This window comes from Chitinophagaceae bacterium (genome assembly GCA_030053935.1).
Classification (GTDB): Bacteria; Bacteroidota; Bacteroidia; order Cytophagales; family JASGCU01; genus JASGCU01.
On the sequence record JASGCU010000024.1, the window covers coordinates 1 to 6,927 of the forward strand.

Sequence of the window (6,927 nt, forward strand, 5' to 3'; positions counted from 1 at the left end):
CGAACCATAATCTCCGATTGACGAACCATAATCTCCGATTACCATCTCATTATCTCATAACAGGAAATTCTGTGTTCAACGCAGTGAACGATCCGTTCAACGCATGCACTTCGGAAATGGAATCTCTCTTACAAAAATTGTGGGAAAGTGAATAGGATATTTTTTTATTAAAGTTTTTATTTTGTCCGCACTGTTATTGTCTGCACCGGGATTTTAATCTTGCGCATCTTACTCATCTTGCAAAAATCACGGTGCAGACATTCTTTATAACCGCAAGGGTGCAAAGGAGAATCGTTTTTTTAGAATTATCTCATCATTTTTTGAAAAGAGAGGTTGCAAATGTATGCAACTCCATTCCTTTGGAGCGCAGGATGCGTTGTTAGAGTTTACATGATTCAATAGTTATAAATCATATAAGTGTAAGTATTACTTGGGATTCCAATACAAATATGCTGTATGATTGCACTCAAAAAATATTCCTCTCCCCTTCTATTGAATAGTCTCCATAAAAAAAGGTGGATTCTAAAAATTGATTTATTCAAAAAAAAGTGTTGGTAACTATTGATTTTTAAGGGATACGGTTTTTAGGATTTGAATTTTTAGAACCCCTCAAAAGATACTTCATTGTTCTCTCATTAATGGAGAATTTTAAAAAAAACAATATATTTGATTATTATCATATTTATGATTATACTATGTTTTGTAAATAATTCTGTGATTCAATAGCAATGTATTAAAAAAAATTTATAATGAAAATATATATAATTGGAGGGGGATTTTCGGGTTTGGCAGCGGCTACTATTTTAGCAAGTGAAGGACATCAGGTTACTATTTTAGAAAAAAACAATACACTTGGGGGTAGGTCAAGGCGAATACAAGAAAAAGGGTTCACCTTTGATATGGGACCTTCTTGGTATTGGATGCCTGATGTTTTTGAAAGGTATTTTCATCTTTTTGGAAAAAAAACTTCCGATTATTATCAACTAAAACGTTTGGATCCTTCTTATTCGGTGTTTTTTTCAAAAGATACCTACCTTCAAGTTCCCGCTGATAAAAAAAAATTAGTAAGTATGTTTGAATCCATAGAAACAGGTGCGGGAGAGCGACTCATACGTTTTTTGCAAGAGGCAGAGCGTAAATATACAATAGCAATGAAGGATTTTATTTATACTCCTTCTCTTTCTTTTTTAGAGTTTTTTCGCTTGGACATTCTCAAACAATTCTTTACTTTGGATATTTTTTCTTCTATGAAGAACCATATACATAAACATTTTTCCCATCCTCATTTGAGAACACTTATGGAGTTTCCAATACTTTTTTTGGGGGCTACTTCTACTAACACTCCTGCATTATATAGTATTATGAACTATGCAGATATGGAATTAGGCACGTGGTATCCCGAAAAAGGAATGTATTCTGTGGTAGAAGCAATGGAATTATTAGCACGAGAAAAAGGGGTTACAATCCTTACCAATACAGAAGTTCAAAAAATAATTGTGCAAAACAGAAAAGCGTATGCTCTTTTAACTCCTAAAGAAAATTTTTACCCTGATGTGGTTATTTCTTCGGCGGATTATCAGCATACGGATAACCATTTATTAGATTATCCGTATCAAAATTACTCTCATTCCTATTGGGAAAAGAAAATATTTGCTCCATCAGCACTTTTATTTTATGTAGGGATTAACAAAAAACTCACTTCTATTACCCATCACACATTATTTTTTGATGCTTCGTTAGAGGAACATTCTCAATCCATTTATACCCATAAACAATACCCCCAAAATCCTCTTTTTTACCTCTCCGCTACCTCTCAAACAGACGAAACTACAGCTCCTCATGGTTGTGAAAATTTAGTATTTCTCATTCCTCTTGCTGTTGATTTAGAAGATACAGAGGAAATGCGAGAAAAATACTTTCAAATAATTGTAAAAAGATTTGAAACCCTTACGGGTGAAAGTATTCAGCACAATATTATCTATAAAAAATCCTATTCACTGCAAAATTTCAAACAAGATTACCACGCTTTCAAAGGAAATGCCTACGGATTGGCAAATACTCTTTGGCAGACGGCTCTTTGGAAACCAAAAATTATCAATAAACATATTTCTAATCTCTATTATACGGGGCAACTCACGGTTCCTGGTCCGGGAGTCCCTCCTTGCCTTATTTCAGGGGAAATTGTTGCAAAATATATTCTCAAAAAACATAAAAAGCAATAGCAATAATGAATAGAAATAACCAAGAAGATACTATCGTTGCCCTTGCTACTGCAGAAGGAAAAAGTGCCATTGCGGTTATAAGAATATCAGGAGCAAAAGCAGTAGAAATAGTGCAGAAAGTATTTACCAATAAAAAACTATCTCAAGCAAGGACCCATTCTCTCTTATATGGAACTATAAAAGAAAATTCAGAAGTCATTGATGAGGTAGTTATTTCTGTTTTTAAAGCCCCAAACTCTTTTACACGGGAAGATGTGGTAGAAATTTCCTGTCATGGCTCACTGTATATCATAAAAAAAATAATACATATCCTTATTTCTTACGGCTGTAGATATGCAGAAGCAGGTGAATTTACCAAAAGGGCTTTTTTGAACGGAAGATTCGACCTTACACAGGCAGAAGCCGTTGCTGATCTCATTTCCGCAGAATCCGATATAGCTCATAAAATCGCTCTTAATCAAATGAGAGACGGATTTATGAAAGATATTATGCAGCTCCGCAAAACTCTTATACATTTTGCAAGTATGATAGAATTAGAACTAGATTTTTCAGAGGAAGATGTCCAATTTGCCAATAGAAACGAACTCCGAACGCTCATAGAAACCATCATTACAGCAATAAAACCTCTCATAAAAGGATTTGACCAAGGTAATATTATAAAAAATGGAATACAAACGGTTATAATTGGTATCCCAAATGCAGGAAAATCAACCCTCTTAAACGCAATTATCAACGAAGAAAAAGCAATTGTATCCCCAATACCTGGAACTACAAGAGATTTGATAGAGGAAACTATACATATAGATGGAATTATGTTTCGTTTCATAGATACAGCAGGATTAAGAGAATCCGCAGATACTATTGAATCTATGGGAATAGAAAAAACAAAAAAAAAGATGCAGGAAGCGTCTCTTATTCTGTATATATTTGATTTGGTACAAGAAAGAACAGAGCGAATTTTAGAGGTAGTACAAGAGCTTACCAATGAAAAAAAAAAATTTATTCCCATCGGCAATAAAGTAGACGAATGCTCGCCTCAAATCGTAGAATTACTCAAAGAAAACACAGATTTTGTATTTATTTCTGCCCTTAAAAAACAAGGATTAGAGCATATAAAGGAAAAAATGAAAGAAAAAATGCAAATAGAAACCATCCAATCGGGCAAATACATATTCACAAATAGCAGACATTACGAAAAATTCACCCGTTCCCTCCTTTCATTACAACAAGTTTTGACTGCTCTCGATGAAAAACATACCTCTGATATACTTGCTTTTCATCTCAAAGACGCTCTTTCGTTACTCGGAGAAGTATCAGGAGAAATAACCAACGAGGAAGTATTAAGAAATATCTTTAGCAGCTTTTGTATAGGGAAATAAAAGAGATTTCACATCAATCTCTCTTCCTTATTTATAAATATATTCTATTGTAGTTATGATTATATATTATAACCAATTACTGTTTCTATAACTTTGCCATCTTTTTGGATTTTTTGCTTGAATATATCATAAAAAATAGCAGATACAAAGTTTTTTCTCTACCATTTTATGTATTTATGTATATTTTATGATTTATACCTAATAACTCATACTATGGTTTACCCCAAAAAATATTTAGGACAGCACTTTTTGAAGAATGATGATATTGCAAAAAAGGTAGTAGATTCGCTGCTTTTTTACAAAGAATACAAATCAGTGGTAGAGGTAGGTCCGGGAATGGGTGCTTTAACAGAATTTTTAATACATACAGAAAAAAAACTCTATCTTGTAGAGATAGATGCCAAATGCGTGGAGTATTTACATAAAAAATATCCTGCATTAGGTGGTAATATTTTGGAAAATGATTTTATTACTTTAGATTTTTCTTGTTTTGCAGACGATCAAATGGGAATTATTGGAAATTTTCCTTATAATATTTCTTCTCAAATACTTTTTAAGATTTTAGAAGAAAAAGAGCGGGTAATGGAAGTGGTGTGCATGATGCAAAAAGAGGTGGCAAAAAGAATTTCTAATAAAGCGGGAACGAAAGAATATGGAATTGTGAGTGTGCTTTTGCAATGTTGGTATGATATAGAGTATCTTTTTGACGTTCCGCCGGAGGCATTCCATCCTATTCCCAAAGTGTATTCGGGTGTTATTCGCCTAAAAAGAAATACAAGCAAGACACTTTTGTGTGATGAAATTCTTTTGAAAAAAGTAGTGAAGGCGGGGTTTCAGCAAAGACGAAAAACACTGAAAAATGCCTTAAAATCCTTTCAAATAGATGAAAAAATTACTTCCAATGCTCTTTTTCAAAAGCGAGCAGAGCAACTCAATGTGCAACAATTCATAGAATTGACAAATCTTATTGCAAATAAATACTCTTAAAAGATGTTTTTTATTCACCTGTCAGATTTTCAGTTACAAATTTTTTACAATAATCCTTTATGAGTTGTCGCACTACTCTAAATTCTGCTTTTATTTCTTCTTCTGTTCCTTGCGCTTTTGCGGGGTCAGGGAAATCATAATGAAGCTTTTTTGCTTTTGTGGGAAAGAAGGGGCATCGTTCTTTTGCATTGTCGCAAACCGTAATAATAAAGTCAAATTCTACTTTCAAATATTCTTCAATGCTATTAGAAGTGTGGAGTGAAATGTCAATATTATCTTCTTGCATTGTCGCAATTGCTTTTGGGTTTACTCCGTGAGCTTCCAATCCTGCACTATAAATTTTTACTTTTTTCCCTTCGGTAAAATATGCTAAATAACCATGTGCTATTTGACTTCTACAACTATTTCCTGTGCATAATACTAGTATATTTTTCATTCTCTTTATCTATTATTGAGTTAACAAAATAGTTTATAATAGCAGTAGGAATATTACATTTATTTCTTTATTATTTTCTCTGCTTTCAAAAATTCTCCTGTTTCATCGTAAAGCACCAAAATATATTCTCCTTTTGGCAAAGCTGTCAAATCTACTTTATAACTACCAATTCCTAATTGATAACTCATACCGGATAACTCATAAATCCCACCTGTAATATCGTATATTTTATATGTTGTGCTATTATATATTTTTGTCGTTTTTATATAGATAAAATTATTGGCTGGATTAGGGTAGATGGTTATATCGGTAGTTTTATTATCTATAATGGTGAGAGGGTACGTAGGGTTATTTACTATTTGGAGTATTTGAGAACAGGTTGTTTGACACGTTGCTTCTTCGTATATATTGTTTCCTAATTGAGATGCGGTAATTTGCACAGTCCCTGTTGTTTTTATAGTAGCGGAATTTCCTATTATGGATATTATATTTATGTTTGATGAAGTATAGGATACAGGAAGAGAAGAAGTAGCGGATGCAGATAATAAAAAGGTATTACCTACATCTGCACTGGTTTTAGGGAGAATATTAGGAAATAGTATAGTTTGTGGTCTTTTTTTTATGATAAAAGTTCTGTTAACATCTATAGCTTCGTTGTAGAAATCATTTCCTTCTTGGTATGCGGTAATTTGGACAGTTCCTAAGGCATTAATGATTACGGTATTTTCTTGAATACTCACCAAAGAAGATGATGTTATATACTTTATTTTTAATCCGGAAGAAGCACTTGCTGATAAAACAAACGGAGGGTCTTTTATATATTTATTTGGTATAACGGGGAAATAAATGGTTTGGTTTTCTTTAGGAGAATATATTTCTATTATTTGAGTAGAATCTGCTTCGTTAAATCCATTATTTCCGTGTTGATAAGCAGTTATTTTTACTGTTCCGTTCCCTATTATATAAGCAGTATCATTTTTTATGGTAATAATATTTATATCCGAAGAAAGAAAAGAAACGGGTAAGCTTGAGCTAGCATTCGCTTGTAATAAAAATGGGAGATCTCCATATTTTTTGTTTGATAGGGGATAAAAATATATGGTTTGTGATTTTTTAAATATACTAACCATTGTAGTAATAAGATTTGCATCTTGATATCTATCGTTTCCGAATTGATAAGCAGTTATTTCTACCGTTCCACTCCCTGTTATATAAGCAGTATCGTTATTTATTCTGACAATATCAGTATTTGATGAAATAAAAGAAACAAGTAATCCCGAACTCGCACTTGCTTGTAGTAAAAATGGATTGTCTCCGTACGTTTTGTCAGGTATTGAATCAAAAGTTATGGTTTGGGATTGTTTGTTTATGAAAAATCCTTGTGTAAAAAAAGCAACATCTACGGTATCATTTCCTGTTTGGAATGCAGTTATTTCTACCGTTCCTCCCCCTGTTATATAAACGGTATCATTACTTATTCTGATAATATCACTATTTGATGAAATAAAAGAAATAGGTAATCCCGAACTCGCACTTGCTTGTAGTAAAAATGGATTGTCTCCGTACGTTTTGTCAGGTATTGAATCAAAAGTTATGGTTTGGGATTGTTTGGTGATAGTGAGTATTTGGGTAGAAGAGGCGAGAGCTAAGGTATCATTTCCTGTTTGGAATGCAGTTATTTGGACGGTTCCTATTGTTTTTAGATAGATGCTATCTTGTTTTACAAGAGCGATAGCGGTATTAGCACTGCTGTAACTTATTCCTAAACCAGAGGAAGATGAGGAATGCAATAAAAAAGGTGTTTTTTTATATACTTGGGCTTCTAATGTATCAAAGGTTATGGTTTGGGATTGTTTGGTGATAGTGAGTATTTGGGTAGAAGAGGCGAGAGCTAAGGTATCAT

The 6,927-nt window shown here is 33.0% G+C and carries 5 protein-coding genes; 3 read left to right on the top strand and 2 right to left on the bottom strand.

Features of this window, described 5'->3' with window-relative positions; genetic code table 11:
* Window positions 1-749 precede the first annotated feature (749 nt).
* The 3 genes from crtI (at window position 750) to rsmA (ending at window position 4,588) form a co-directional block, all read left to right on the top strand.
* A complete protein-coding gene (gene crtI / locus QM536_04065) occupies window positions 750-2,222 on the top strand; it encodes a phytoene desaturase family protein (GenBank protein MDI9356188.1) in 1,473 nt (490 codons plus the stop codon).
* Window positions 2,223-2,227: 5 nt separating this feature from the next.
* Window positions 2,228-3,601 (top strand): tRNA uridine-5-carboxymethylaminomethyl(34) synthesis GTPase MnmE, encoded by a 1,374-nt coding sequence (mnmE, locus tag QM536_04070; GenBank protein MDI9356189.1) that lies wholly within the window; start codon window positions 2,228-2,230, stop codon window positions 3,599-3,601.
* Between the two features lie 213 nt (window positions 3,602-3,814).
* Window positions 3,815-4,588, top strand: coding sequence for a 16S rRNA (adenine(1518)-N(6)/adenine(1519)-N(6))-dimethyltransferase RsmA (gene rsmA, locus QM536_04075; GenBank protein MDI9356190.1), 774 nt, complete (start codon window positions 3,815-3,817; stop codon window positions 4,586-4,588).
* A gap of 10 nt (window positions 4,589-4,598) precedes the next feature.
* Here the strand turns inward: rsmA and QM536_04080 are convergent, their stop codons facing one another.
* Both QM536_04080 and QM536_04085 read right to left on the bottom strand, forming a co-directional pair.
* Window positions 4,599-5,024 carry an arsenate reductase ArsC gene (locus tag QM536_04080; GenBank protein ID MDI9356191.1) on the bottom strand — a complete coding sequence of 142 codons (426 nt, stop codon included), beginning with the start codon at window positions 5,022-5,024 and terminating at the stop codon, window positions 4,599-4,601.
* 59 nt (window positions 5,025-5,083) lie between these two features.
* Window positions 5,084-6,927 (bottom strand): T9SS type A sorting domain-containing protein (locus QM536_04085; GenBank protein ID MDI9356192.1); only part of this gene is annotated, 1,844 nt, incomplete at its 5' end.

Bases quoted from the DNA above. Each gene is read 5' to 3' on its own strand.
- mnmE (MDI9356189.1), top strand. From the start codon at position 2,228: ATGAATAGAAATAACCAAGAAGATACTATCGTTGCCCTTGCTACTGCA.
- QM536_04080 (MDI9356191.1), bottom strand. From the start codon at position 5,024: ATGAAAAATATACTAGTATTATGCACAGGAAATAGTTGTAGAAGTCAA.
- rsmA (MDI9356190.1), top strand. From the start codon at position 3,815: ATGGTTTACCCCAAAAAATATTTAGGACAGCACTTTTTGAAGAATGAT.
- crtI (MDI9356188.1), top strand. From the start codon at position 750: ATGAAAATATATATAATTGGAGGGGGATTTTCGGGTTTGGCAGCGGCT.